General features: G+C 70.9%; 26 protein-coding genes. 17 read left to right on the top strand and 9 right to left on the bottom strand.

Going from position 1 to position 23,005, the window contains the following annotated elements:
• Window position 1: 1 nt before the first annotated feature.
• Both QWY80_RS06850 and QWY80_RS06845 read right to left on the bottom strand, forming a co-directional pair.
• The gene (locus tag QWY80_RS06850; protein ID WP_290229999.1) at window positions 2–2,347 is read right to left on the bottom strand and encodes an AsmA family protein; all 2,346 of its coding nucleotides are present in this window, start codon (window positions 2,345–2,347) and stop codon (window positions 2–4) included.
• Window positions 2,344–2,802, bottom strand: coding sequence for an acetyl-CoA sensor PanZ family protein (locus QWY80_RS06845; protein WP_290229998.1), 459 nt, complete (start codon window positions 2,800–2,802; stop codon window positions 2,344–2,346). The genes QWY80_RS06850 and QWY80_RS06845 overlap by 4 nt, the downstream gene beginning before the upstream one ends.
• Before the next feature lie 126 nt (window positions 2,803–2,928).
• On the opposite strand from QWY80_RS06845, the gene hisB reads away from it, so the two are divergent.
• From hisB to hisF, 4 genes are read left to right on the top strand one after another with little or no spacing between them, the layout of a single operon-like run.
• Window positions 2,929–3,522, top strand: coding sequence for an imidazoleglycerol-phosphate dehydratase HisB (hisB, locus tag QWY80_RS06840; RefSeq protein ID WP_290229997.1), 594 nt, complete (start codon window positions 2,929–2,931; stop codon window positions 3,520–3,522).
• A gap of 31 nt (window positions 3,523–3,553) precedes the next feature.
• A complete protein-coding gene (hisH, locus tag QWY80_RS06835) occupies window positions 3,554–4,195 on the top strand; it encodes an imidazole glycerol phosphate synthase subunit HisH (RefSeq protein WP_290229996.1) in 642 nt (213 codons plus the stop codon).
• Between the two features lie 22 nt (window positions 4,196–4,217).
• Window positions 4,218–4,979 (top strand): 1-(5-phosphoribosyl)-5-[(5-phosphoribosylamino)methylideneamino]imidazole-4-carboxamide isomerase, encoded by a 762-nt coding sequence (gene hisA / locus QWY80_RS06830; RefSeq protein WP_290229995.1) that lies wholly within the window; start codon window positions 4,218–4,220, stop codon window positions 4,977–4,979.
• A gap of 2 nt (window positions 4,980–4,981) precedes the next feature.
• On the top strand, window positions 4,982–5,755 hold the full coding sequence (gene hisF, locus QWY80_RS06825; RefSeq protein ID WP_290229994.1) for an imidazole glycerol phosphate synthase subunit HisF: 774 nt from the start codon (window positions 4,982–4,984) through the stop codon (window positions 5,753–5,755).
• 2 nt (window positions 5,756–5,757) lie between these two features.
• On the opposite strand, the gene QWY80_RS06820 is transcribed toward hisF, so the two are convergent.
• Both QWY80_RS06820 and QWY80_RS06815 read right to left on the bottom strand, forming a co-directional pair.
• Entirely contained in the window at window positions 5,758–6,336 is a 579-nt protein-coding gene (locus tag QWY80_RS06820) for a YjaG family protein (RefSeq protein ID WP_290229993.1), read from the bottom strand.
• Between the two features lie 25 nt (window positions 6,337–6,361).
• A complete protein-coding gene (locus tag QWY80_RS06815; protein ID WP_290230267.1) occupies window positions 6,362–6,655 on the bottom strand; it encodes an MGMT family protein in 294 nt (97 codons plus the stop codon).
• A gap of 74 nt (window positions 6,656–6,729) precedes the next feature.
• Between QWY80_RS06815 and QWY80_RS06810 the strand changes: the two genes are divergently transcribed.
• A complete protein-coding gene (locus QWY80_RS06810) occupies window positions 6,730–7,425 on the top strand; it encodes a type 1 glutamine amidotransferase (RefSeq protein WP_290229992.1) in 696 nt (231 codons plus the stop codon).
• On the opposite strand, the gene mnmH is transcribed toward QWY80_RS06810, so the two are convergent.
• The 4 genes from mnmH to QWY80_RS06790 all read right to left on the bottom strand — a co-directional run bounded on the left by mnmH (window position 7,394) and on the right by QWY80_RS06790 (window position 11,529).
• A complete protein-coding gene (gene mnmH, locus QWY80_RS06805; protein WP_290229991.1) occupies window positions 7,394–8,524 on the bottom strand; it encodes a tRNA 2-selenouridine(34) synthase MnmH in 1,131 nt (376 codons plus the stop codon). The genes QWY80_RS06810 and mnmH overlap by 32 nt on opposite strands.
• The gene (gene selD, locus QWY80_RS06800) at window positions 8,521–9,564 is read right to left on the bottom strand and encodes a selenide, water dikinase SelD (protein ID WP_435389306.1); all 1,044 of its coding nucleotides are present in this window, start codon (window positions 9,562–9,564) and stop codon (window positions 8,521–8,523) included. The genes mnmH and selD overlap by 4 nt, the downstream gene beginning before the upstream one ends.
• 59 nt (window positions 9,565–9,623) lie before the next feature.
• On the bottom strand, window positions 9,624–11,009 hold the full coding sequence (radA, locus tag QWY80_RS06795; protein ID WP_290229988.1) for a DNA repair protein RadA: 1,386 nt from the start codon (window positions 11,007–11,009) through the stop codon (window positions 9,624–9,626).
• 76 nt (window positions 11,010–11,085) lie between these two features.
• Window positions 11,086–11,529, bottom strand: coding sequence for a copper resistance protein NlpE N-terminal domain-containing protein (locus tag QWY80_RS06790; RefSeq protein ID WP_290229986.1), 444 nt, complete (start codon window positions 11,527–11,529; stop codon window positions 11,086–11,088).
• A gap of 235 nt (window positions 11,530–11,764) precedes the next feature.
• On the opposite strand from QWY80_RS06790, the gene hisC reads away from it, so the two are divergent.
• Window positions 11,765–12,829 (top strand): histidinol-phosphate transaminase, encoded by a 1,065-nt coding sequence (hisC, locus tag QWY80_RS06785; protein WP_290229985.1) that lies wholly within the window; start codon window positions 11,765–11,767, stop codon window positions 12,827–12,829.
• Window positions 12,826–13,227, top strand: a complete 402-nt coding sequence (gene gloA2, locus QWY80_RS06780) for an SMU1112c/YaeR family gloxylase I-like metalloprotein (RefSeq protein ID WP_290229984.1) — start codon at window positions 12,826–12,828, stop codon at window positions 13,225–13,227. The genes hisC and gloA2 overlap by 4 nt, the downstream gene beginning before the upstream one ends.
• Here gloA2 and QWY80_RS06775 read toward each other — a convergent pair.
• Window positions 13,224–14,018, bottom strand: a complete 795-nt coding sequence (locus tag QWY80_RS06775) for an inositol monophosphatase family protein (RefSeq protein WP_290229983.1) — start codon at window positions 14,016–14,018, stop codon at window positions 13,224–13,226. The two genes, gloA2 and QWY80_RS06775, sit on opposite strands and share 4 nt — an antisense overlap.
• Before the next feature lie 336 nt (window positions 14,019–14,354).
• Here QWY80_RS06775 and trmJ point away from each other — a divergent pair, with 336 nt between their 5' ends.
• The 10 genes from trmJ (at window position 14,355) to ispG (ending at window position 22,979) form a co-directional block, all read left to right on the top strand.
• Window positions 14,355–15,113, top strand: a complete 759-nt coding sequence (gene trmJ, locus QWY80_RS06770) for a tRNA (cytosine(32)/uridine(32)-2'-O)-methyltransferase TrmJ (RefSeq protein ID WP_290229982.1) — start codon at window positions 14,355–14,357, stop codon at window positions 15,111–15,113.
• Window positions 15,114–15,187: 74 nt separating this feature from the next.
• Window positions 15,188–16,054, top strand: a complete 867-nt coding sequence (cysE, locus tag QWY80_RS06765; protein ID WP_290229981.1) for a serine O-acetyltransferase — start codon at window positions 15,188–15,190, stop codon at window positions 16,052–16,054.
• Window positions 16,055–16,155: 101 nt separating this feature from the next.
• The gene (gene iscR, locus QWY80_RS06760; protein WP_290229980.1) at window positions 16,156–16,626 is read left to right on the top strand and encodes a Fe-S cluster assembly transcriptional regulator IscR; all 471 of its coding nucleotides are present in this window, start codon (window positions 16,156–16,158) and stop codon (window positions 16,624–16,626) included.
• Between the two features lie 34 nt (window positions 16,627–16,660).
• Window positions 16,661–17,818, top strand: a complete 1,158-nt coding sequence (locus QWY80_RS06755; protein WP_290229979.1) for an aminotransferase class V-fold PLP-dependent enzyme — start codon at window positions 16,661–16,663, stop codon at window positions 17,816–17,818.
• Between the two features lie 23 nt (window positions 17,819–17,841).
• Entirely contained in the window at window positions 17,842–18,168 is a 327-nt protein-coding gene (locus QWY80_RS06750) for a HesB/IscA family protein (protein ID WP_290229978.1), read from the top strand.
• A 171-nt stretch (window positions 18,169–18,339) separates the two neighbouring features.
• A complete protein-coding gene (gene ndk / locus QWY80_RS06745) occupies window positions 18,340–18,765 on the top strand; it encodes a nucleoside-diphosphate kinase (RefSeq protein ID WP_290229976.1) in 426 nt (141 codons plus the stop codon).
• A 73-nt stretch (window positions 18,766–18,838) separates the two neighbouring features.
• Complete coding sequence (gene rlmN, locus QWY80_RS06740) at window positions 18,839–19,966, top strand: dual-specificity RNA methyltransferase RlmN (protein ID WP_290229975.1); 1,128 nt, start codon at window positions 18,839–18,841, stop codon at window positions 19,964–19,966.
• A 122-nt stretch (window positions 19,967–20,088) separates the two neighbouring features.
• On the top strand, window positions 20,089–20,820 hold the full coding sequence (pilW, locus tag QWY80_RS06735) for a type IV pilus biogenesis/stability protein PilW (protein WP_290229973.1): 732 nt from the start codon (window positions 20,089–20,091) through the stop codon (window positions 20,818–20,820).
• Window positions 20,821–20,851: 31 nt separating this feature from the next.
• Window positions 20,852–21,853, top strand: coding sequence for a RodZ domain-containing protein (locus tag QWY80_RS06730; protein ID WP_290229972.1), 1,002 nt, complete (start codon window positions 20,852–20,854; stop codon window positions 21,851–21,853).
• A 10-nt stretch (window positions 21,854–21,863) separates the two neighbouring features.
• The gene (ispG, locus tag QWY80_RS06725; protein WP_290229971.1) at window positions 21,864–22,979 is read left to right on the top strand and encodes a flavodoxin-dependent (E)-4-hydroxy-3-methylbut-2-enyl-diphosphate synthase; all 1,116 of its coding nucleotides are present in this window, start codon (window positions 21,864–21,866) and stop codon (window positions 22,977–22,979) included.
• Window positions 22,980–23,005: the final 26 nt, after the last annotated feature.

Genomic DNA, 23,005 nt, shown 5'->3' with positions numbered 1-23,005 from the left:
CTCAATCGAATAGACCGCGCAGCGAGTCGCGAAGTTCCTCACCGGCTTCATCACCGATGCGCTCATCGAGATCCTCGAGGGCGCCTTCCAACTCCTCGCCGGCGCGGCGACCCAGCTCCTCGCTCAGCAGGCCGCCGAGCGTCTCCTGGAAGGCCGCCCGGTCGAAGCGGCACCACTCGCCGCTGTCGCCGCCCAGGCTGCCCTCGCAGCGTACCGGGAAGGGCACCCGCTCGAGCCGCGGGTTGACGTTGCAGGCCAGGTCGGCGGTGTCCACCACTCGGGCCGCGGCACGCAGGTCGAAACGCTCGCTGGTGAGGTCGAGCCAGCCCTCGCCACCCAGCTCCATGCCGGGCAGGGTGGCGATCAGGTCGTCGCTCTCCAGGGTGCCATCGCGCACCACGAAGCTGGCCTCGGCACGGTCGAAGCGGGTGTCCGGTGCCCAGTCGCGGCTGGTCTCCTCGCCCTCCAGGCTGGCCACCGCGGTGCACAGCTCCTTCGAGACGTTGACGTCGAGGATGGCGCCATCGTCCAGGCGCGAGGCGAAGTTGCCGTTGAGGTGGCGCTTCAGCGCCGGCCAGGTGTTACCGCGCGAGGTCAGCTCGCCCTCGGCGGAGAGGCGCCCGCGCAGCGGCGCGGACTCCTCGCCGAGCGCCTCGAACAGCGAGTCGGTCCGCACCCGGTCGAGGCGCGGCGCCAGCTGCCAGGCGACGGGATCGCGGGTCAGGTCCAGTTCGCCGCTGGCGGCCAGGTCGCCCTCGTAGAAGGCCGACTCGAGGCTCGTCAGCCGCTGGCGACCGTCGCCGCCATCGAGTGCCAGCGTCAGGTCGGTGAAGTCGAGCCCGGCCAGCGTCAGGCTGCCCAGGGTAAGGCGCGCATCCAGGCCGAGCTCGGCCAGCCACTCGACGGGCACCAGGGGCGCCGGTTCCTGGGCATGGGCGCTGGCGATCCCCGGCACGCCCAGGGCGGCGCTGTCCTCTCCGTTGGCCGACGCCTCGCGGGGCGGCAGGTAGGCATCCAGATCGAGGCCGTCGCCCTGCAGGTCGGCCTCCAGGCGCCGGCCATCCAGGCCGGCGGCGAGCCGCCCGGTGAAGGTGCTGTCGTCGAGCACCAGGGTCAGGCCGGTGAGCTCGACCCCGTCGAGGTCTCCCTCCAGCGGACTGGTCAGGGCCACGTCGGAGAGCGCCTCGGCATCGGCCGTGGCCGGCAGGCGGTCGAAGCGCTCGAGCCAGGGGCGCAGCGACAGCGGCGCCAGGCGCAACTGACCGTCGTAGGTCGGCGCCGCGGACAGGCCATGGAGGTTGAGGTTGCCGCTCAGCCGCAGGCCGTCGTCGCCGGTCAGCTCCAGGTCGCGGAGCTGGGCGCTCTCGGCGGCCAGGTCAGCCTCCAGGGCGAAGTCCAGGGCCAGCGCCAGGGGCGAGTCGCCCAGGGCGGGATGCTGGAGGTCGGCTTCCAGGTTGCCCTCGTCCAGGAGCAGGCGCCCCTCGTGCATGTCGACCACCAGCCGGGCGCCGCTGAGGTCCAGGCCCTGGGCGTTCTCTCCTCCGTCCAGGCGGCTGCTGGAAGAGAGCGTCAGGTCCTCCATGAGGTAGCGGCGCTCGGCCAGCTCCAGGGCCACGCGGCCGTCGAGGGTCACGTCGCTGGCCAGCCGCGGTGTCGCCTCGTCGATCACGTCCGGGTCGTCGTGGCTGATCAGGCGGAAGCTCGCCTCAAGCGGGAAGGCACGGCGCGGGTTAACGTTGCGGCCGGTGATGGAGAGCTCCTCCAGGCGCAGTGCCTGGTCGGCGCCCAGGTCGCGGTAGTTCAGCTCCCCATCGCGCACCTGCACGCTGGCGATGTTGAGCGCCACTGCCAGGCCGCCCTCGCCGCTGGGCAGGGGGCCGGTGGAGGCGCCGGCCGGCGCCAGCACCTCCTCGGCTCCGGTGCTGCCCTCGGCGAGACGCTCCAGCAGCGACTCCCAGTTGCCGCGGCCCTCGGCGTCGCGCTCCAGGTTGAGGCGCAGGCCGTCCAGGGTCATGCCGTCGATGGCGATTTCGCCGCGCAGCAGCGGCGCGAAGGAAAGGCTCACCTCGGCGCGGCGGAAGGCCATGAAGGAGGCCTCCTCGCCGGGCTCCTGGTCGGGCAGCCAGGCATCGGCCTGCTCCACGCCGACCCCCAGGCGGGGATAGAAAGACCAGGTCAGGGGGCCCTCCAGGGCCAGCTCCAGGCCGCTCTGCTCGCGCACCACCTCCACCAGTCGCGGCTTGAGGTCCTCGGGGTCGAAGAAGGTGGTGACATAGACCACGGCCCCCACGGCCAGCACGGCCAGTACGCCGATCACGGCCAGCAGGGCGCTCAGCAGTCGCTTCATCGATGGGTCTCCTTGTCCAGGCCCGGCAGAATGAGTTCGTAGTGGTCGCCGTCGCGGGTGAGTCGATAACCCAGCCGCGACAACAGCACCTGGTCGGCCATCTGCAGCTGGGCGGCCTCGGCACGCAGCGGCTTGCCCTCGGCGTTGGCCGACTCGCTGACCAGGGCGAGCAGGCGCGAGCCCACACCGCGCCGCCGGGTCGGCTTGCGTACGCAGAAGTGCGACAGCCACCAGGCAGTGCCATCGTCGCGCACGGCCACGGCGCCCAGCAGGCGGTCGTTGAAGCGGGCACACAGGAAGGCGTGGCCGGCGGCCAGGTGATCGTCGATGAAGGCATCGACGGGGGCCGGCAGGCGCTCGGCGGGGGCATCGGCATAGATGCGCGCTAGGTCGCTGCGGGCCTGGGCATCCGCTTCCCAGGCGGCGCGGTCGACGGGGTGCAGTGTCACCGGCATAGATGGGTCTCCCTGGCCCGGGGCGGCGTGTGTCGCCGCCGCGCAGTGGTGTGCATTGTAGCGGATGGGGTCGACGATTCTCTATAATGGCAGTTTTCGACCGCGCCCCGGCGCTGGAGAGCCTCAATGTCCGAGCGTATCGCCACGGTCAGCCGTGACACTCAGGAGACCCAGATCAGCGTCACCGTCAACCTCGACGGTACCGGCCAGTTGACCTGCGAGACCGGCGTCCCCTTCCTCGATCACATGCTCGACCAGGTGGCCCGCCACGGGCTGATCGACCTCGACATCAAGGCGGTGGGCGACCTGCATATCGACGACCATCATACCGTCGAGGACCTGGGCATCACCCTGGGTCAGGCCTTCGCCCGCGCCATCGGCGACAAGCGCGGCATCCGCCGCTACGGCCACGCCTACGTGCCGCTGGACGAGGCGCTCTCGCGGGTGGTGATCGACTTCTCCGGCCGCGCCGGGCTGTTCATGGACGTGACGTTCACCCGCGCCAGCATCGGCCGCCTGGACACCCAGCTGTTCTGGGAGTTCTTCCAGGGCTTCGTCAACCACGCCATGGTCACCCTGCACATCGACAACCTGAAGGGCTTCAACGCCCACCACCAGGCGGAGACCATCTTCAAGGCCTTCGGTCGCGCCCTGCGCATGGCCGTGGAGCCCGACCCGCGCATGGCCGGCCAGCTGCCGTCCACCAAGGGCAGCCTGTGAGGCCGCCGCACGACCACACGAGGAGCGCCCCATGACCATTGCCGTCATCGACTACGGGATGGGCAACCTGCATTCCGTCGCCAAGGCACTGGAGCACGTCACCCACGAGAACGTGGTGGTGACCCGCGATCCCCGCCGCATCCGCGGCGCTACCCGCCTGGTGCTGCCCGGCCAGGGGGCCATCCGCGACTGCATGGGCGAGCTGGAGAGGACCGAGCTGCGCGGCCTGGTGGAGGAGCAGCTCGCCAGCCAGGAGAAGCCGCTGCTGGGCATCTGCGTCGGCCAGCAGATGCTGCTCGACCACAGCGAGGAGAACGGCGGCATCGATTGCCTGGGCTTCCTCGCCGGCGAGGTGAGGCGCTTCCCGTCCGACATGACGGATGCCCGGGGCGACCGGCTCAAGGTGCCGCACATGGGCTGGAACCTGGTGAACCAGCGCCACGATCATCCGCTGTGGGCGGGCATCGACCAGGACGAACACTTCTATTTCGTGCACAGCTACTATGTCGATGCCGCCGACGACGCCAGCGTGTTCGGCACCACCGACTACGGCCGGGTGAGTGCCCATGTGGCCATCGGGCGCGACGCGACCTTCGCCGTGCAGTTCCATCCCGAGAAGAGCTCCCGCGCCGGCCTCCAGATGCTCGAGAATTTCGTCAACTGGGCGCCCTGAGCGGCGCCGAAAGGATCCCCACATGCTGGTAATTCCCGCCATCGACCTCAAGGACGGCCAGTGCGTCCGCCTCAAGCAGGGCCGCATGGACGACGCCACGACCTACGGCGACGACCCGGTGGCCATGGCCGAGCGCTGGGTCAAGGCCGGCGCCCGCCGCCTGCACCTGGTCGACCTCAACGGCGCCTTCGAGGGCAAGCCGGTCAACGGTGAGGCGGTCACCGCCATCGCCCGCCGCTACCCCGACCTGCCGATCCAGATCGGCGGCGGCATCCGCTCCGCCGAGACCATCCGCCACTACCTGGATGCCGGCGTCGCCTACGTGATCATCGGCACCAAGGCGGTCAAGGAGCCCGACTTCGTCGGCGAGATGTGCCGCCAGTTCCCGGGCCACGTGATCGTCGGCCTGGACGCCCGCGACGGCTATGTGGCCACCGACGGCTGGGCCGAGGTCTCCCGGGTGAAGGCGGTGGACCTGGCCCGGCGCTTCGCCGACGACGGCGTCTCGAGCATCGTCTACACCGATATCGCCCGCGATGGCATGCTGGGCGGCGTCAACGTCGAGGCCACCGCGGCGCTTGCCCGCGACGGCGGCCTGCCGGTGATCGCCTCCGGCGGGGTGACCGACCTCGACGACCTGCGCGCCCTGGTGGCCGCCGGCGAGCCCGGGATACTGGGTGCCATCACCGGTCGCGCCATCTACGAGGGCAGGCTGGACCTGGCCGAGGGCCAGCGGCTCTGCGATGCCCTCGGCCACGCCACCAACCCGCAAGGGGGGAGCTGATCATGGGACTCGCCAAGCGTATCATCCCCTGCCTGGACGTCGACGCCGGCCGCGTGGTCAAGGGCGTCAACTTCGTCGGCATCCGCGACGCCGGCGACCCGGTGGAGATCGCCCAGCGCTACAACCAGCAGGGCGCCGACGAGATCACCTTCCTCGACATCACGGCGAGCCACGAGGACCGCGACACCACCGTGGAGATGGTCGAACGCATCGCCGGTGAAGTGTTCATCCCGCTCACCGTGGGCGGCGGCATCCGCACCTGCGACGACATCCGTACCATGCTCAACGCCGGCGCCGACAAGATCTCCATCAACACCGCCGCGGTGAACAACCCCGAGTTCGTGCACGAGGCCGCCGAGCGCTTCGGTAGCCAGTGCATCGTGGTGGCCATCGACGCCAAGCGGGTCTCGCAGGAAGGCGAGACGCCGCGCTGGGAGATCTTCACCCACGGCGGCCGCCGCCCCACCGGCCTGGACGCCGTGGAGTGGGCGCAGAAGATGGTGGAGCTGGGCGCCGGCGAGCTGCTGCTCACCAGCATGGACCGCGACGGCACCAAGGCCGGCTTCGACCTGGGCGTGACCCGCGCCATCTCGGACGCGGTGAGCGTGCCGGTGATCGCCTCCGGCGGGGTCGGCAACCTCCAGCACCTGGTGGAGGGCGTGCGCGAGGGCGGCGCCGACGCGGTGCTCGCCGCCAGCATCTTCCACTTCAGCGAATACACGATCCCCGAGGCCAAGCGTTACATGGCCGAGCGGGGCATCGAGATGCGACTCTAGGGTCAGTCGGCGGAGAGCCCCAGGTTGCTGACGCCCTCGTTGCGCCCCAGGCGGCGCAGCGCCCTGAGGGCGTCGCGGTCCAGTTCGCCCTCCACGGCCTCGAGCACGGCGTCCTGGAAGTCGTTCTCGTCCGCCATCAACGGATGCTCGCGCACCAGCGCCGCCAGGCGCTGGTCGTCCTCCTCGCCCTCGGTCAGTTCGATGAAGGCCCTGACCCCACCGCGCGACGCCCTGCTCACCTCCAGCACCGCCTCCGGCGCCTCGCCCTGCAGGGTATCGAGCAGCGCCGAGAGCGCCGCCACCGCCTCGGTGGCCCGGCGGGCACCGAAGCTGTCGTCGGCGGCGGGGGGCTCCAGCGCGGCGAGCTTCTCGGCCTGGCGCTCGAAGTCGATCCGCGCCCCCTTCACCGTCAGCTGCTCCCACACCAGGTCGAGGATGGCGCGCAGGCCCTGGGGGTCGCCGTGGCCGGCGGTCTGGGCGTAGAGGGCATAGTTGGGCAGCAACCGCTCGCACAGCGCCGCCATGAAGGCCTGCTGGCGACGCGGCTCGAGCCGCTGCAGGCGCTGGAAGAAGCCGCTCATGGACTCTCCTTGGTATGTCGTTGTCTCAGGGCCACATAAGCGAGGCCGGGGCCCGGCCGCGGGCATCCAGCAGCACCCCCTCGGCGGCGAGCCGTTCACGCTGCTCGGCGGCGCCGGGATGGTCGGCCAGCTTGCGCGAGGCGGTGATGATGCGGAACCACGGCAGGCCGTGGCCCGCGGGCAGTTCGCGCAGGGCGCGGGCCACCAGCCGCGGGGTACCGCCCTCGGTCATGGCGGCGATGCGCCCGTAGGTGGTCACCCGGCCGGGGGGAATCTCGGCGATGATGGTATGGATCTGTTCGCGCAATGCCGCCTTCATGTACCCTTCCGCTCCCTGCATCTCCCACTCCGCCGGGCCCGGTACCCGGCACTCCGCGACGGTGAGGTTTCCCCATGCATCTGCACCTGCTCCAGCACAGCCCCCATCAGGGCCCGGCTCGCCTGGCCGACTGGCTGACCAGCATGGGCCACAGCCACACGGTGTTCCACCTGGACGCAGGCGACCTGCCGCCACGGCTGACCGACTGCGACGCCCTGGTGGTGCTCGACGGCCCGGCCGGCGCCATCGACCCGGCCGACCAGCCCTGGCTGAAGCGCGAGCGCAAGCTGATCGAGCGCGCCCTGGACAGCCGCAAGCCGCTGCTGGGCATCGGCTTCGGCGCGCGACTGATCGCCGAGGGACTGGGCGCCGTGGCGGCCTGCGGCACCTTCGCGGAGACCGGCTGGCACCGGGTCACCCTGGCGCCGGAGAGCGGCCTCGACCTGCCGGAGAACTTCGACGCCTTCATGTGGCACCGCGAGGTGTTCACCCTGCCCGACGCCGCCCTGCCGCTGGGCGGCAGCGAGGCCAGCCCGCTGCAGGGCTTCAGCTGGGACGGCGGCCGGGTGGTGGGACTGCTCTGCCACCTGGAGGCGACCCGGGAGAGCGTGGCCACACTGCTCGAGTACGTCGCGCCGCCCAGCGGCAGCGCCGAGAGCCCCCATGCCCAGGGCGGCGAGACGATGCTCGCCGATCCCCGGCGCTTCGACCGCCTGGCCCCGCTGCTCGACCGGCTGCTCAGCCAGTGGCTGCGCTCGTCCGCGACCTGACGCAGCCGGCCTGCTCCGCCGACCACTGGCGGGCGGCCTCCAGGCAGCTCTCCCAGTCGCCCACGTGCAGGAAGCGCTGCTCCGGATGCTTCTCCAGCTGGTAGCGGTACATGGGGTCGTAGTACTCGGTGAGCAGCGGTGCCAGCCAGGCCTCGTGGGCCCGGGCATTGCCGCGCTCGTGCTCGCGGAAGGCGAGTTCCTGCAGGCGCTGCAGCCGCGCCAGGCGCGCGCCGCCCAGGCGCTTGCGGAGCCGGGCCAGCGACGAGGCCAGCTGCTTGCGCATCAGCGCCCAGCCCAGCCATTCGCCGCACTGCATCCGGTAGACCTCCCAGAGGTCCTCGATGTAGTCCCTGTGGATCTGCGCCAGCCGCCAGTCCAGGGGCATCTCCACGCGCAGTCGCGGGGCCCGCTCCATGGCCCGCCAGAAGGTCAGCGGCAGGTTGGCGGCACCGATGTGGCGCGACTCGTCCTCCACCGCCACGGGGCCCTCGATGTCCAGCAGGCGCCGCCCCATGGCGTGCTCGAAGTCGATCTGGCTGGGCGCCGGCAACGGGTGGCGACCGAAGGCGGAGCCCTTGTGGCGGGCGCAGCCCTCCAGGTCGAGGCCATTGTCGAGGGCCTGGATCAGCGCCGTCTTGGCGCAGCCGGTCAGCCCGCCCACCACCAGCAGCGGCTGTTCGGCGGCGACGTCGATGCGTGCGCAGAGCGCCTGGCGCATCGCCTTCCAGCCACCGCGGATGCGCGGCCGGGTGATGCCGGTCTCGGCCAGCCACTGCTGGGCGACCTGCGAGCGCAGCCCGCCGCGGAAGCAGTAGACGATGGCGTCCGGATGGGCCTCGAGCAGTTGCCGCCAGGCCGCCACCCGGGCCGCCTTGATCTCGCCGCTGACCAGCCGCTCGCCCAGCACGATGGCGGCCTGCTGGCCGCGGCGCTTGTACTCGATGCCGACCCGGTGGCGCTCCTCGTCGTCCATCAGCGGCAGGTTCACCGCCCCGGGCAGGCCACCCTGGGCGAACTCCACCGGGGCACGCACGTCGATCAGCACCCGCCCCTCGCGCAGCAGGGAGAGGTCCGGCTCGACCAGCGGCAGCTCGCTCATCCGCGCACCTCGATCAGGGCCGGGCCGCCGCCGGCCTTGACCACCTCGCCGAAGGGCACGAGCTCGATGCCATGCTCGCGGCCGATGCGCTCCACGTCGTCCTCCCAGGAGGGATGCACGGAGAGCAGCAGGCCGCCGGAGGTCTGGGGATCGCAGAGCCACTGCCAGTGCACCTCGTCCATCGCCGGCAGGCTCTCGCCCAGCGCCTGGCGATTGCGCTCGGTGCCGCCGGGCACGGCGCCCTGGCGGCGGTAGGCCTCGGCCTCGGCCAGGCGCGGCAGGCGCCGGAAGTCGATACGCGCGGCCACCTCGCTGGCCGCACACATCTCGACCAGGTGGCCGGCCAGGCCGAAGCCGGTGACGTCGGTCATGGCGTGCACGCCCTGCACCTGGGCCAGCTTGGCGCCGATGCGGTTGGAACGCAGCATGGTCTCCCGCGCCAGGCCCTGGTGGCCGGCCTCCAGCAGCCCCTTCTTCTCGGCGGTGGTGAGCATGCCCACGCCCAGCGGCTTGGTCAGGAACAGCAGGTCGCCCGGCTGGGCGCCCTTGTTGAGCTTGAGGTGCTCGAGGTCGACCAGGCCGTTCACCGCCAGGCCGAAGATCGGCTCCGGGGCGTCGATGGAGTGGCCACCGGCCAGGGCCAGGCCCAGCTCGCGGCACACCGCCTGGGCCCCGGCCAGGACGTCGCCGGCCACCTCGGCGGAAAGCTTGTCCAGTGGCCAGCCGAGGATGCCCAGCGCCATCACCGGGGTGCCGCCCATGGCATAGACGTCGCTGATCGCATTGGTGGCGGCGATGCGGCCGAAGTCGAAGGGGTCATCGACGATGGGCATGAAGAAATCGGTGGTGGCGATCATGCCGCGCCCGTCGCCCAGGTCGTAGACGGCGGCGTCCTCGCGCCCCTGGTTGCCGACGATCAACCGGGAATGGCTCGCCCCGGGGCCGGCCTTGGCCAGGATGCCGTCCAGCACGTCGGGGGCGATCTTGCAGCCGCAGCCGGCGCCGTGGCTGTACTGTGTCAAGCGGATGGCGCTCATGATGGTCTCCTTGGCATGGGTTACCGTCATTCTACAACAGTGTGGCGCGGGTACGCGGCCGACTACAGAGCCTCCAGGGCGTCGGCGAGCTTGTCCACGGCCACCACCTGCATGCCCTCGGGGGCGCGCTTGGGGGCGTTGGCCCGTGGCACGATGGCGCGGATGAAGCCGTGCTTGGCCGCCTCGACGATGCGCTCCTGGCCGCTGGGCACCGGACGGATCTCGCCGGACAGGCCCACCTCGCCGAACACCACCAGCTCGCGGGGCAACGGCCGGTTCTGCAGGCTGGAGACCACCGCCAGCAACACCGCCAGGTCGGCGCTGGTCTCCAGCACCTTGACGCCCCCCACCACGTTGAGGAAGACGTCCTGGTCGCCGGTGAACAGCCCGCCGTGGCGGTGCAGCACGGCGAGCAGCATGGCCAGGCGGTTGGGGTCGAGGCCCACGGCGACGCGGCGCGGGTTGCCCAGGGCCGAGTCGTCGAGCAGCGCCTGCACCTCGACGAGGATCGGCCGGGTGCCCTCCCAGACCACCATCACCAGGCTGCCCGGCGCCTGTTCCTCGGCCCGCGACAGGAAGATGGCGCTGGGGTTCTTCACCTCCTTGAGGCCGTGCTCGAGCATGGCGAAGACCCCCAGCTCGTTGACCGCACCGAAGCGGTTCTTCTGGCCGCGCAGGGTGCGGAAGCGCGAGTCGGCGCCGCCCTCCAGCAGCAGCGAGGCGTCGATCATGTGCTCGAGCACCTTGGGGCCGGCCAGGGTGCCGTCCTTGGTGACGTGCCCCACCAGCAGCAGCACGGTGTCGGACTGCTTGGCGAAGCGCGTCAGGGCCGCGGCGGACTCGCGCACCTGGGCCACCCCGCCCGGTGCCGAGGCGATGTCCTCCAGGTGCATGGTCTGGATGGAGTCGATGACCAGGATCTCGGGACGCTCGCGCTCGGCCACGCCGAGGATCGTCTCGACGCTGGTCTCGGCCAGCATCTTCAGGCCCGCCACGGGCAGCTGCAGGCGGTGGGCGCGCATCGCCACCTGGGAGAGCGACTCCTCGCCGGTGACGTAGAGCACCCGCCGCGACTGGGCCAGCTTGCCGGCCGTCTGCAGCAGCAGGGTCGACTTGCCGGCGCCGGGATGGCCGCCCAGCAGAACCGCCGAGCCCGGCACCAGGCCGCCGCCCAGCACCCGATCGAATTCCTCGAAGGTGGAGGAGAGCCGCGGCACTTCCGAGAGATCGACATTGGCCAGGTCGACCACCTCCCGCGACAGCGCCCCGGCGTAGCCGCCCCGGCCCGCGCCGCCCACCGCGGCACCGCTCCCGGCACCGGGCCGCGCCGCCGACAGCCGCACCTCGCTGAGGGTGTTCCACTCCCGGCAGCTTCCGCACTGCCCCTGCCACTTGCGGTATTCGGCACCGCACTCGGTGCAGACGAAGGCGCTCTTTGCCTTGGCCATGGCTCGCTCGTATCTCGACTCTCGTGAAAAGGGGGCAGCCGCCAGGCCACCCCCTTCGATGATCGCCCTCGGCCGCTCACAGGCGCTTGAGCTGCAGCATCTCGCTGTTCTGGAAGCGACGACGCTGGGGATCGATCAGCTCCAGGGTCTGGCCGTCGACGCGCAGGAAGTAGTAGATCTGGCCATCGCCGTCCGGGGTCAGCTCGTAGACGGTGGCATCCGGCTCGTTGGCGGTGCCCTCGAGCACCTCCCAGTTGCCGGCGTAGTTCTCGTCGGGCGGATCCTGCGGGTGCTCGCGGTAGGAGGCCTGGAGTTCGAAGGTGCGCTCCTCGGCCGCCGCCTGCTCATCGCCACGCAGCAGCACGTCGAGGTCGATGCCATCGCAGTTGCGGCACGGCAGGGTGCCCTGGTAGCGCGCCTCGGCGGCTTCCTCGGGGGCGTCGGGGGTGGTGCCGGGGCCAGCGGCACAACCGGCCAGCACGAGCAGGGCCGATCCGGCGAGCAAGGTCCTGATTTGCATGTGTGTCCTCCTTCCCAATGGGCGTTTCACCGTGATCCACGGCGGCCTGGACCACAGCATAACCTCTCATTCCGTCGGCGGACAGCCTGGCTGCGACGAGGGTTCCTCAGCCCACCCCGGGACCTTGTCGTCGTGGGTCGTGAAGTCGGCCAGCCTAGCACGAAGGCGGCTTGCGCGGCCCGGCCGCGCAGGTCACCATGACCGTCGTTTCCCGTCGAGAGCCCGAGCGAGATCCATGAGCAAGTTCTGGAGTCCCGAGGTGCGCGAGCTGACGCCCTACGTCCCCGGCGAGCAGCCCCGCGAACGCCTGATCAAGCTGAACACCAACGAGAACCCCTACCCGCCGGCGCCGGGCGTCGAGGCGGTGCTGCGCGACTTCCCCGCCGACCACCTGCGCCGCTACCCGGACCCCGAATCCCGCGCCCTGCGCGAGGCCCTGGCCGCGGAACTCGGCGTGACCCCGGAACAGGTGTTCGTGGGCAACGGCTCCGACGAGGTGCTGGCCCTGGCCTTCCAGGCCTTCTTCCGCCAGCCGCGTCCCCTGGAGATGCCCGAGATCACCTACAGCTTCTACCCGGTCTACTGCCGGCTCTACGGCATCGAACGCCGGGCGCTGCCGCTGACCCCGGCCCACGAGGTGGACCTCGACGCCTTCTCCCCCGACAGCGGCGGGGCCGTCTTCGCCAACCCCAATGCTCCCACCGGCCACGGCCATGGCCGCGAGGCGCTCGCCGGGCTGCTCGAGCGGGTCAGCGAGTCGGTGGTGCTGGTGGACGAGGCCTACGTCGACTTCGGCGGCGAGAGCGCCGTGCCGCTCGTCGAGCGCTTCCCCAACCTGCTGGTCACCGGCACCTTCTCCAAGTCGCGCAGCCTGGCCGGCCTGCGTCTGGGCTATGCGGTGGGCTCGCGGGAACTGATCGAGGGCCTGGAGCGGGTCAAGGACTCCTTCAACTCCTACCCCATCGACAGCCTGGCCAGCGCCGTGGCCATCGCCGCCCTGGCCGACCGCGAGCACTTCGAGGCGTGCCGCGAGAAGGTGATCACCACCCGCGAACGCACCCGCGACCGGCTCGAGCGGCTGGGCTTCACGGTGCTGCCCTCGCGGACCAACTTCCTGCTGGTGACCCACCCCGAACAGGACGCCGCCCAGCTGTTCGTGGGACTGCGCGAGCGCGGCATCCTGGTGCGCCACTTCAATACCGAGGCGCTACGCGACTACCTGCGTATCAGCGTGGGTACCGAGGACGAGATGGACAGCCTGGTGGAGACCCTGGAGACGCTCTGCCAGGCCGCGCCATGAGCGCGCTGCCGCTGGCCGGGGTGCACCATGTGGCGCTGATCACCGCCGACTACCCCCGGGCCCGGCGCTTCTACCTGGAGGTGCTCGGCGCCGAGGTGATCCAGGAGGCGTACCGCGAGGCCCGCGACAGCCACAAGCTCGACCTGCGCCTGCCCGGCGGCATCCAGCTGGAGCTGTTCTCCTTCCCCGACCCGCCGCCGCGGCCCAGCCACCCCGAGGCGTGCGGGCTGCGCCACCTGGCCCTGGCCACGCCGGACCTGGACGCCTGCGTGGCGACCCTGGAGGCGCGTGGCGCCCGGCCGGAGCCGGTCCGCGTCGACGAATTCACCGGCGCCCGCTTCACCTTCCTGGCCGACCCCGACGGCACCCCCATCGAGCTTTATGAAATCACCGATTAGAAATGCGGCGTGAGCTGCTGCACCAGGGCCTTGTAGAGGCGCGGGCCGGCGGCCATCAGCTGGCCCTCCGCCGCCACCGACGGCTTGCCGTCCGGCGTGCCCATCAATGCGCCGGCTTCCTTGAGCAGCAACGAGCCGACCTGCAGGTCCTGCTCCTCCAGGCCCAGTACGAAGGCCGCGTCGGCACGGCCGGCAGCCAGCTCGGCGAGATCCAGCAGGCCGCTGCCGGTGGCGCGCTGCACCTCGATCACCGGCCCCAGTTGCTGCACCAGGGTCAGGTAGGCGGGCAGGTGACGCGAGCGCAGCCAGCTCTCCGGCATGCCCATGGCCACGCGCGCCCCGCCCACCGCGGTGGTGCGCGGCACGCGGATGCGTTTGCCGTTGAGCTGGGCGCCCCGGCCGCGGCTGGCCAGGTACTCGTCGTCACTGAAGGGACAGATCACCACCGCATGCTCCGGACGGCCCTTGACCAGGCACACCAGCGACAGGGCGAAACCGGGGGCGGCCACGCCGAGGTTAGAGTAGCCGTGGAAGGGTTCGAGCCGCCACAGGGTGTCCCGGCCCTCGCCTTCACCGTCGCGGTGCGGGGTGAAGCGGCCGACGACGCCGTGCTGGGGGTAGCCGCGGGAGAGCTGACGGACAATCAGCGCCTCGGCGTTGCGGCCGGCGTCCTCCAGCAGGCGATCGAGGTTGTGCTCTTCGTGGGCATTCTCGATTCGCTCGCGAATGCGCAGGAACTGTTCGCCGGCGCTGCGCGCGGCGCGCAGCGCGAATTGGACCATCGGATGCATGATCGGGCCTTGGGGAGTCGGTGGTGTTAAAGAACGGGTCGGCGCGAATGCTAGCAGAAGCACGCGGGACGCGCCATTCGACTCGCCGCTGTGGCCAAAGCATATGCTGCTGCGATAGCGAGGGGCGCCGGGGGCAGGCCGAAGAGGAGGTCCTACGCCAGGGAAGGCGTCGGTAGCGCCCAGGGAGGGGTTTACAGCGCCTCATCGATGGTCCGACACTTCGGGGCCTGCCGCCGGATCAGCCCCGAGCGCGACACCGCTGACGCTAAGCAGGCGCTAGGCAACATGCTAGACTCCCCTACCCTTATTTCCTTTCAGCTGCCCAACGGTTCTCCCATGCTCGACCGCATCCGCATCGTCCTGATCGGCACCAGCCACCCCGGTAACATCGGCGCCACCGCCCGCGCCATGCACAACATGGGCCTGGCCGACCTGGCCCTGGTGGCGCCACGCTGCGAGCCGATCACCGCCGACAGCGTGTCGCGGGCCTCCGGCGCCGACCACCTGGTCCACAGCGCCCGGGTGGCCGACGGCCTGGAGGAGGCGGTGGCGGACTGCACCCTGGTGGTGGGCGCCAGCGCCCGTTCGCGCACCCTGCCCTGGCCGATGATCACCCCCCGCCAGCTGGGCAGCCGGCTGCCGACCGAACTCGCCGGCGAGGGCGCCCGGGTGGCCCTGGTGTTGGGTCGCGAGGACAGCGGCCTGACCAACGCCGAGCTGCAGCGCTGCCACGCCCATGTGCACATCCCCACCAACCCCGAGTTCAGCTCCCTGAACCTGGCCGCCGCGGTGCAGGTGCTGGCCTACGAATGCCGCCTGGCCTGGCTCGAAGCCGCCGGAAACCCGCAGGCAGATGACGCGGAGACGCCGCCGCTGGCCAGCCACGAGGAGCTGGAGCACTACTTCGCCCACCTGGAGCGCACCCTGATCGCCATCGGCTTCCACGACCCGGCCACGCCGCGCCAGCTGATGGCCCGCCTGCGCCGCCTCACCCTGCGCGCCCGCCCCGAACGCATGGAGCTCAACATCCTGCGCGGCATCCTCAGCGCCACCGAACGGCTCGCCCCACGCCGGAACGACGACCCCGCGCCTTGAAGGGGGCGCCCGGCGCCCCCACACTTAAGGAATCGAACCCGTCCAGCCCCGCCCTCATCCCCAAGGACCGCCGCATGTTTCAACACCTGCGCGAGGACATCAACAGCGTCTTCGACCGTGACCCGGCCGCACGCAACTTCCTGGAAGTGCTGACCAACTATCCGGGCCTGCACGCCCTGTTGATCCATCGCCTCAGCCACCGGCTGTGGCGGGCCAACCTCAAGTGGTTGGCGCGCAGCCTCTCCACCTTCGCGCGCTGGCTCACCGGCATCGAGATCCATCCCGGCGCCAGCATCGGCCGGCGCTTCTTCATCGACCACGGCATGGGCGTGGTGATCGGCGAGACCGCCGAGGTGGGCGACGACGTCACCCTCTACCAGGGCGTGACCCTGGGTGGCACCAGCTGGAACAAGGGCAAGCGCCACCCCACCCTGGAGGACGGGGTGATCGTCGGCGCCGGCGCCAAGATCCTCGGCCCCTTCAGCGTGGGCGCCGGGGCCAAGATCGGTTCCAACGCCGTGGTCACCAAGGAGGTACCCGCCGGCGCCACCGTGGTGGGAATTCCCGGCAAGGTCGTCAAGCGCGCCGAACCGGACGCCGCCGAGGTGCTGGAGGTGGACCCGAAGCGCCGCGAGGCCATGCGCCGCAAGTTCGGCTTCGACGCCTACGGTATCAGCGAGGACATGCCCGACCCGGTAGCCCGCTCCATCCAGGCGATGCTCGACCACATGCACGCCGTGGACGAGCGCATCGAGCGCATGTGCCAGACCCTGCGCAAGGTGGACGCCAGCTACCGCGACGGCCAGCTGCCGGAGCTCCGCGACGAGGACTTCGCCGACGTCCTCGAGGATGCCTGCGGCATGCCGGAGAAGTCGCCGGCAGCGAAGTCGGAGGCCACCGACGACGACGTCGAACCGCCGCGCCGCGAGTCGAATGGTTGACCCTCGCACTGGGTCTTTCACATAATGCGCAGTCAGTCCATGCCGCTCCCGCCGGGAGCCGACGACCATCCACCGCCGCCCGCCGCGGCGCCGAGGACGCCATGCGCCTGACCACCAAGGGACGCTACGCCGTCACCGCCATGCTCGACCTGGCCGTGCACGCCCAGGCGGGGCCGATCTGCCTGGCCGACATCTCGCGGCGCCAGGAGATCTCGCTCTCCTACCTGGAGCAGCTGTTCGCCCGCCTGCGCCGCGCGAGCCTGGTGGAGAGCGTGCGCGGCCCGGGCGGCGGCTACCTGCTGGCCATGGCGCCGGCGGCGATCTCGGTGGCGCGGGTGATCGACGCGGTCGACGAGTCGGTGGACGCCACCCGCTGCGGCGGGCTCTCCGACTGCCAGCACGGCAACACCTGCCTGACCCATCACCTGTGGTGCGAACTGTCGGAGCAGATCCACGGCTTCCTCGACGGCATCACCCTGGCTGAACTGGCCAGCCGCCAGGAGGTCCAGCGGATCGCCAGCCGCCAGCGTCGCCACCAGGGCGATGACGGCATCCTCGCCTCGGCGCCCTGAATCGCCAGGCAGCAACCGACGACATCCCGAGGCCATGACCACACCCGTCTATCTCGACTACGCCGCCACCACGCCGGTCGACCCGCGAGTCGCCGAGGCCATGGCGCGCCACCTGACCCTCGACGGCATCTTCGCCAACCCCGCCTCGCGCAGCCACATGCTGGGCTGGCAGGCGGAACAGGCGGTGGAGAGCGCGCGTCGCCAGGTGGCCGACCCGATCGGCGCCGACCCCCGCGAGATCGTCTGGACCAGCGGCGCCACCGAGGCCGACAACCTGGCGCTCACCGGCCTGCTGCGCGCCAACCGGGCGCGGGGGCGCCACCTGGTGACCTCGCTCATCGAGCACAAGGCGGTGGTGGACACGGCCAAGGCCCTGGAGACAGAGGGCTTCGAGGTCACCTGGCTCGCCCCCGGCCGCGATGGCCGCGTCACGCCGGACCAGTTGCGCGAGGCGCTGCGCCCCGACACCGTGCTGGTGTCGCTGATGGCGGTGAACAACGAGCTGGGCAGCATCCACGACCTGGCCTCGCTCGCCGAAGTGGCCCATGCCGGCGGCGCCCTGTTCCACGTCGACGCCGCCCAGGCGGTGGGCCGCCTCCCCCTGGACGTCGAGCGCCTCGGCATCGACCTGATGTCGCTCTCCGGCCACAAGGCCTACGGCCCCAAGGGCGTCGGCGCCCTCTATGTGCGCCGCCACCCGGACATCCGCCTGGAGGCGCTGATCCACGGCGGCGGCCACGAGCGCGGCATGCGCTCCGGCACCCTGCCCACCCACCAGATCGTCGGCATGGGCGAGGCCTTCGCCCTGGCCGCCGCCGAGGGCGAGGCCGATCAGACGCGCATCGCCGCACTGCGCGACCGCCTGCTGGCGGGCCTCGACGGGCTGGGCGGCATCCACCGCAATACCGACACCGCGGTCTCGGTACCCAACATCCTCAACCTCGCCTTCGAGGGCGTGGATGGCGAATCGCTGCTGATGGCGCTGCGCGACATCGCGCTTTCCACCGGCTCGGCCTGCAACTCGGCGAGCGTCGAGCCGTCTTATGTGTTGAAGGGCATCGGCTTGCCCCGCACACTGGCGCTGGCCTCGCTGCGCTTCAGCTTCGGGCGCTTCACCACCGAGGCCGACATCGACCGGGCCATCACCGCCCTGCGCCACGCCCTGGACGGGCTGCGCCGCCAGGCGATCTGACCACTGCCGACAGGAGACAGACCATGGCGCACCTCAACATCACCACCGCCGCCGCCGACCAGATCCGCCGGGTGCTCGACGAGCGCGGCCAGGGCCTGGGCCTGCGCGTCTCGGTCAAGCCCAGCGGCTGCTCCGGCTACAGCTACGTGCTCGACTTCGCCGACGAGGCGGCGAGCCACGACGCCTGCTTCGAGGAGCACGGGGTCAGGGTCTTCGTGGCCCCCGACGCCCTGGAAATGCTCGACGGCAGCGAGGTCGACTATGTCAACGAAGGGCTCAACCGCTACTTCCGCTTCAACAACCCCAACGTCAAGGATCAGTGTGGCTGCGGCGAAAGCTTCAGCGTCTGACCCGGCGACGATTGTTCAACGCCCGCCCGGGGCGCTATAATCGCGGCCCAGTCGGCGCACAGCCGAACCGCATCACCCGATTCGCCGCGCCGCCCTCTCCCCCGGGGAGCCAGGGGCGGCGCGGCGCTATCCATCGACACCACGTCAACCACGCTTCCACTGGAGACCCCAATGGCCAACCAGCGCACCCTGTCCATCATCAAGCCCGACGCCGTCGCCAAGAACGCCATCGGCGAGATCATCGCCCGCTTCGAGAGGGCCGGCCTCCAGGTCGTCGCCGCCAAGATGCAGCGCCTCTCCCAGGAGCAGGCCGAGGGCTTCTACGCCGAGCACAAGGAGCGCCCCTTCTTCAAGGACTTGGTGGGCTTCATGACCTCCGGCCCGGTGGTGGTGCAGGTGCTGGAAGGCGAGGACGCCATCGCCAGGAACCGCGACCTGATGGGCGCCACCAACCCCCAAGAAGCCGCGCCGGGCACCATCCGCGCGGACTTCGCCGAGACCATCGACGCCAACGCCGTGCACGGCTCCGACTCCCCCGAGTCCGCCGAGCGCGAAGTGGCCTACTTCTTTGGTGCCGACGAGATCTGCCCGCGCTGATCGGCCCAGGGGCGGGGAGTCTCCCCCGCCCTCCGGCCGCCGCCCTCCACTGCCCCACGACCCGCTGACCGCCATGACCGCTGATACCGCACCCCAACGCACCAACCTGCTCGGCATGACGCGCGAGGAGATGGAAGCCTTCTTCCTCTCCATCGGCGAGAAGAAGTTCCGTGCCGCCCAGGTGATGAAGTGGATCCACCACGAGGGCTGTGACGACTTCGCGGCCATGACCAACCTCTCCAAGGCGCTGCGCGCCAGGCTCGCCGAGGTGGCCGAGATCCGCGGCCCCGGCGTGGTCTACGAGGGCAGCTCCAGCGACGGCACCCGCAAATGGGTGCTGGAGGTGGAGGACGGCAGCTATGTCGAGACGGTGCTGATCCCTGCCGACAACGGCAAGCGCCGCACCCTGTGCGTCTCCTCCCAGGTGGGCTGCTCGCTGGACTGCAGCTTCTGCTCCACCGGCAAGCAGGGCTTCCAGCGCAACCTCACCGCCGCCGAGATCATCGGCCAGGTGTGGGTCGCCCAGCGCAGCGTGGGCCCGCGCCGCGATACCGCCAATCGCCCGGTCACCAATGTGGTGATGATGGGCATGGGCGAGCCGCTCTTGAATTACGACAACGTCGTGCCGGCCATGAAGCTGATGCTCGACGACGACGGCTACGGGCTCTCCAAGCGCCGCGTCACCCTCTCCACCTCCGGGGTGGTACCGATGCTCGACCGCCTCGGCGACGAACTCGACGTGAGCCTGGCCATCTCGCTGCATGCCGCCAACGACGAGCTGCGCAACGAGCTGGTGCCGCTCAACCGCAAGTACAACATCCGCACCCTGCTGGACGCCTGCCACCGCTACCTGGCCAAGTGCGACGACACCCGCATGGTCACCATCGAGTACACGGTGATCAAGGACGTCAACGACCAGCAGGAGCACGCCCGCCAGCTCGCCGAGCTGCTGCGCGAGCTGCCGTGCAAGATCAACCTGATCCCCTTCAACCCCTTCCCCCACTCGGGCTACGAGCAGCCGTCGCGCAACCAGGTGCGACGCTTCCAGCAGTGGCTCTTTGAACTGGGCTACACGGCGCCGATCCGCACCACCCGCGGCGACGACATCGACGCCGCCTGCGGCCAGCTGGTGGGTCGGGTGAAGGATCGCACCCGCCGTCACGAGCGCTACATCCAGTCCATCCAGATCGACGCCGACTGAGCGGGGGCCACCTTGACTTCGACCGGGCACAACGCTTTGATGGTCAGGCCCTGTTTCCCCCCGGCACTCGTCCGCGCGCGGCACGCCGCCGGAGGGAGGCTGTCGATCGTCCGGAGGAAACCATGACGCGCCGTTATCGCCTGCCCGCCGCCGTCCTGCTGGGGGCCCTGTGGCTCGCCGGCTGCGCCACCCAGCCCCAAGGCGTGGCCGGTGGCGAGCGCGACGAGGATCCCGCCGCCGCCTACACCCAGTTGGGCGTCGCCTATCTGGAACGCGACAACCTGAGGCGCGCCATGGGAGCCCTGGACCGCGCCCTGGAGATCGACCCCGACGACGCCGAGGCCCTGCAGGCCATGGCCATGGTCTACCAGCGCCAGGGGGAGCGCGACCTGGCCGACGAGACCTTCCGTCGCGCCCTGTCCGCCGACGCCGACTTCACCCGGGCGCGCAACAACTACGCGGCCTTCCTGTATGGCCAGGGGCGGGTCCGCGAGGCCTGCGAGCAGCTGGACCGGGCCTCCGGCGATGCCCAGTACCCCAACCGCGCCCAGCTGTTCGCCAACCTCGGCCAGTGCCGGCTCGAACTCGGCGAGACGAAGGCGGCCCGGCAGAGCCTGCAGCGCGCCCAGGATATCGACCCGCGGGCGGCGCGCAGCTACTACACCCTGGCCGAGCTGGAGTACGCCGAGAACAACCTGGCCCGGGCGCGGCAGCAGATCGAGGCCTTCATGCGCCTGGCCGGCCCGCGCCCAGAGGCCCTGCGGCTGGCCGAGGAGATCGCCCGCGCCCAGGGCGACGGCGAGACCGCCGCCGTCTATGCCGAACAGCTGGAGGGGAGCCCCTCGGCGCCCTGACCCACGACCACTGACGAAGGAATGCTCCGCCATGAGCGACACCCACGAACCGGATCTGACCGATGCTGACGTCTCGGCCTCGCCGGGCGAGCAGCTGAGGCGCGAGCGCGAGTCCCAGGGCCTCTCCGTCTCCGAGGTGGCCGGCGCGCTCAACCTCCGGCCAGCGGTGATTCGTGGCCTGGAGGAGGACAGCTACGACGAGGTGCCGATCGCCACCTACCGGCGCGGCTACCTGCGTGCCTATGCCCACCTGCTGGGCATCGACGACCGCCCCGTGCTGGACGCCTACCGCACCCGCTTCGGCCACGAGGACGCCGCCCAGCGCAAGGTCACCCCGGTGCACGTCACCAAGCCGCCGTCGCGCCTCGGCGCCTGGCTGTTCCGCCTGGTCACCCTGCTGGTGATCGCCGGCCTGGTCGGCCTGACGCTGCTGTGGTGGCAGAGCCGCGGTGGCAACGAGCCGCCCCGCATCGGCAATAGCGACCCGGTGTCGGTGGACAGCCTCGACGGCTCCACCACAGTCACCGAATCCAACGCCGCGGCCCCCGCCGAGCCCGAGAGCCTGCCGCCACTGCCCGAGGAGACGGTCGACGCCGCGCCCAGCGCAGACCTCGCCGCGGCCGACGGCCCGGCGAATGCGGCCGACGCCCCGGCGGGGGACACGGCGACGGTCGACGCGCCCCCCGCGGAGGGCAGCGAGCTGCCGGACGCGGAGGCCGCCGCCGCCCCGGACGAGGCCGAAGAGGCCAGCGAGAGCGCCGAGGACGAGTCCGAGGCCCCGGCCGTCGACCCGCGCCAGCTGGAGCTGACCTTCAACGAGCAGTCCTGGACCGAGATCTTCGACGCCGACAACCAGCGCATCTTCGTCGGCCTGCAGGAACCCGGCACCACGGCGAGCGTCGAAGGCGAACCGCCCTTCCGCCTGACCGTGGGCAACGCCACCGGCGTCGAACTGGTCTGGCAGGGCGAGAGTGTCGATCTCGGCGCGCGCGCCGGGGCCAACAACGTCGCCCGCTTCACCCTGGGAGAGTGATACCGTCGCCATGCACGCAGCATCCCCCATCGTTCGTCGCAAGTCACGCCAGATCCACGTCGGCCGGGTGCCGGTCGGGGGCGACGCCCCCATCTCCGTGCAGAGCATGACCAACACCGACACCCTGGACGTGGCCGCCACCGTGGCGCAGATCCGCCAGCTGGAAGCCGCCGGGGCCGATATCGTGCGCGTCTCGGTGCCCAGCATGGACGCCGCCGAGGCCTTCGGCCGGATCAAGCAGCACGTGGCCATCCCCCTGGTGGCCGACATCCACTTCGACTACCGGATCGCCCTGCGCGTCGCCGAGCTCGGCGTCGACTGCCTGCGCATCAACCCCGGCAATATCGGCCGGGAGGATCGTGTCCGGGCGGTGGTCGGCGCCGCCCGCGACAACGGCATCCCGATCCGCATCGGCGTCAACGCCGGCTCGCTGGAGAAGGACCTGCAGAAGAAGTACGGCGAGCCCACCCCGGCGGCGCTGGTCGAGTCGGCGATGCGCCACATCGACCACCTGGAGCGCCTCGACTTCCCCGACTTCAAGGTCAGCGTCAAGGCCTCCGACGTCTTCATGGCAGTGGCCGCCTACCGCGAGCTGGCCGGCCGCATCGAGCAGCCGCTGCACCTCGGCATCACCGAGGCGGGCGGGCTGCGCTCGGGCACCGTCAAGTCCTCCATCGGGCTGGGCATGCTGCTGATGGACGGCATCGGCGACACCATCCGGGTATCGCTGGCCGCCGACCCGGTCGAGGAGATCAAGGTCGGCTTCGACATGCTCAAGAGCCTGCGCCTGCGCAGCAAGGGCATCAACTTCGTCGCCTGTCCCAGCTGCTCGCGCCAGAACTTCGACGTCATCGGCACCATGAACGCCCTGGAGGAGCGCCTCGAGGACGTCATGACCCCGCTCGACGTCTCGGTGATCGGCTGCGTGGTCAACGGCCCCGGCGAGGCCAAGGAGAGCGACATCGGCCTGACCGGCGGCTCGCCGGCCAACCTCGTCTACATCGACGGCAAGCCGGCCAGCAAGCTGCGCAACGACCACCTGGTCGACGACCTGGAGCGGCTGATCCGCGACAAGGTGCGCGAGAAGGAGCAGGCCGAGAAGGACGTGATCGCCCGCGACGCCTGAGCCGCCGGCGACCCATCAAGGAGCAA

The organism is Halomonas ramblicola (genome assembly GCF_030409215.1).
In the GTDB taxonomy this organism is placed as follows: domain Bacteria; phylum Pseudomonadota; class Gammaproteobacteria; order Pseudomonadales; family Halomonadaceae; genus Halomonas; species Halomonas ramblicola.
This window is presented reverse-complemented; position numbering and strand designations above follow the sequence as displayed.

Coding starts and splice junctions, on each gene's coding strand:
- QWY80_RS06850 (WP_290229999.1), bottom strand. CDS start 2,347: ATGAAGCGACTGCTGAGCGCCCTGCTGGCCGTGATCGGCGTACTGGCC.
- QWY80_RS06845 (WP_290229998.1), bottom strand. CDS start 2,802: ATGCCGGTGACACTGCACCCCGTCGACCGCGCCGCCTGGGAAGCGGAT.
- hisB (WP_290229997.1), top strand. CDS start 2,929: ATGTCCGAGCGTATCGCCACGGTCAGCCGTGACACTCAGGAGACCCAG.
- hisH (WP_290229996.1), top strand. CDS start 3,554: ATGACCATTGCCGTCATCGACTACGGGATGGGCAACCTGCATTCCGTC.
- hisA (WP_290229995.1), top strand. CDS start 4,218: ATGCTGGTAATTCCCGCCATCGACCTCAAGGACGGCCAGTGCGTCCGC.
- hisF (WP_290229994.1), top strand. CDS start 4,982: ATGGGACTCGCCAAGCGTATCATCCCCTGCCTGGACGTCGACGCCGGC.
- QWY80_RS06820 (WP_290229993.1), bottom strand. CDS start 6,336: ATGAGCGGCTTCTTCCAGCGCCTGCAGCGGCTCGAGCCGCGTCGCCAG.
- QWY80_RS06815 (WP_290230267.1), bottom strand. CDS start 6,655: ATGAAGGCGGCATTGCGCGAACAGATCCATACCATCATCGCCGAGATT.
- QWY80_RS06810 (WP_290229992.1), top strand. CDS start 6,730: ATGCATCTGCACCTGCTCCAGCACAGCCCCCATCAGGGCCCGGCTCGC.
- mnmH (WP_290229991.1), bottom strand. CDS start 8,524: ATGAGCGAGCTGCCGCTGGTCGAGCCGGACCTCTCCCTGCTGCGCGAG.
- radA (WP_290229988.1), bottom strand. CDS start 11,009: ATGGCCAAGGCAAAGAGCGCCTTCGTCTGCACCGAGTGCGGTGCCGAA.
- QWY80_RS06790 (WP_290229986.1), bottom strand. CDS start 11,529: ATGCAAATCAGGACCTTGCTCGCCGGATCGGCCCTGCTCGTGCTGGCC.
- hisC (WP_290229985.1), top strand. CDS start 11,765: ATGAGCAAGTTCTGGAGTCCCGAGGTGCGCGAGCTGACGCCCTACGTC.
- gloA2 (WP_290229984.1), top strand. CDS start 12,826: ATGAGCGCGCTGCCGCTGGCCGGGGTGCACCATGTGGCGCTGATCACC.
- QWY80_RS06775 (WP_290229983.1), bottom strand. CDS start 14,018: ATGCATCCGATGGTCCAATTCGCGCTGCGCGCCGCGCGCAGCGCCGGC.
- trmJ (WP_290229982.1), top strand. CDS start 14,355: ATGCTCGACCGCATCCGCATCGTCCTGATCGGCACCAGCCACCCCGGT.
- cysE (WP_290229981.1), top strand. CDS start 15,188: ATGTTTCAACACCTGCGCGAGGACATCAACAGCGTCTTCGACCGTGAC.
- iscR (WP_290229980.1), top strand. CDS start 16,156: ATGCGCCTGACCACCAAGGGACGCTACGCCGTCACCGCCATGCTCGAC.
- QWY80_RS06755 (WP_290229979.1), top strand. CDS start 16,661: ATGACCACACCCGTCTATCTCGACTACGCCGCCACCACGCCGGTCGAC.
- QWY80_RS06750 (WP_290229978.1), top strand. CDS start 17,842: ATGGCGCACCTCAACATCACCACCGCCGCCGCCGACCAGATCCGCCGG.
- ndk (WP_290229976.1), top strand. CDS start 18,340: ATGGCCAACCAGCGCACCCTGTCCATCATCAAGCCCGACGCCGTCGCC.
- rlmN (WP_290229975.1), top strand. CDS start 18,839: ATGACCGCTGATACCGCACCCCAACGCACCAACCTGCTCGGCATGACG.
- pilW (WP_290229973.1), top strand. CDS start 20,089: ATGACGCGCCGTTATCGCCTGCCCGCCGCCGTCCTGCTGGGGGCCCTG.
- QWY80_RS06730 (WP_290229972.1), top strand. CDS start 20,852: ATGAGCGACACCCACGAACCGGATCTGACCGATGCTGACGTCTCGGCC.
- ispG (WP_290229971.1), top strand. CDS start 21,864: ATGCACGCAGCATCCCCCATCGTTCGTCGCAAGTCACGCCAGATCCAC.